This is a genomic window from Candidatus Bathyarchaeota archaeon, from assembly GCA_026014735.1.
GTDB lineage: Archaea > Thermoproteota > Bathyarchaeia > Bathyarchaeales > Bathycorpusculaceae > Bathycorpusculum.
The window spans coordinates 1-1,266 of the sequence record JAOZHT010000010.1 but is presented as its reverse complement, the minus strand read 5'-3'; the positions used below and the strand labels follow the sequence as shown (position 1 = coordinate 1,266).

At 39.9% G+C, this 1,266-nt stretch carries 1 protein-coding gene; it reads right to left on the bottom strand.

Annotated elements, in window-relative coordinates; genetic code table 11:
* The coding region (gene istA, locus NWE93_15125; protein MCW4001561.1) for an IS21 family transposase at window positions 1–1,124 on the bottom strand (1,124 nt) is incomplete at its 3' end.
* Window positions 1,125–1,266: the final 142 nt, after the last annotated feature.

Sequence of the window (1,266 nt, the reverse complement as noted above, 5' to 3'; positions counted from 1 at the left end):
ACCATAGATTCTTTCTCTTCGCCATATAGCCTCTTGTGCCTGACAATCACATTGCAGTCAGTATCAAGTATCACAACATCATAGGCGCCTGCCTTTACCATCACTTGAGTACCTGCTGCACCAGGGGACGATGAATATATCCTGGCATCGAATCTAACCTTGCCATAGTTATCTGACTTTGCGAATTCATGCAAATATACTTCAAAGGGAACTTCCGGAAGCTTGAAGAATTCCTCTTTGTCTTCCTCAAACAGTTCACTGATCAATCCAAGTCCCTTGTAATGCTGTCTTTCCATATCTCTGTCGCAGCGGTGCAGAAGCTCTTTGTTGTACTCTCGCAAGTCTTTAAATTCCGGAACCGGCACAAATAGATTCCTGCGGTGATAGCCTACCTTATTTTCTACTGAACCCTTCTCATTCCCACTATTAGGATTGCAGAAATTGCTCTTAAAACCATAGTGCATCATGAATCTCAGGAAGCCTTTAGTAAGGTCTCGTTCACCATAGTCCTTGATTTTCTTAACAACTGTAGACATATTATCAAACCATATGGCGGTCGGTACCCCTCCAATGTGCTCAAATATTGCTTTTAAGCCTTCAAGAAGGCATTCCTGATTTTCACTCTTAAACAGCTGAGTATGTCCACCATTACTATGGGGATAGGATATATTTATGTAGTGGCCATCGTATGTAGTTCCATTCTCAATAAACCTTGCTTCACCGAAATCTACTTGAGCTTCTCCCGGTGGATGGTCAAGTGGAAGTGAACCATCAGTCTCAATCTTAAGTTCCTTCTTAAGCTTTGCTACAAAGCTTCTTACTGATCTTTCTGAAGCATCAAATTCATCTTTATAAATCTCACACAGCCTGTCATATACCCGCTTGGCAGTATGACGCTGCTTATGAGGTGCCTTCTCATCGTCGGTAAGCCATTTGATTACCAAGTCTCTATATGGAGAGAGCTTTCCTGATCTAACCTGTTTAGGTCGGATTTCTATATTAAAATTATCTTTCCCAACATACTTCTTTATTGTTTCAAAATCATGTCCTGTGATATTAGCAATCTTTCTTAAACTTTTCCCTTCAAATTTCTTCATATATTTGATACGATATACTTGCTCCATTGTTAGCATCTCCTTATTCTCCTTTTCAGTTTGGTCACTAAAAAGGTTATATTATTTGAGGGGTGCTTGCAATGGAGTTCTTCCATTTTATGCAGGGATTTTTAACTTCCGCACTGCTTGGTTTCTATTCTACCAAAAACAT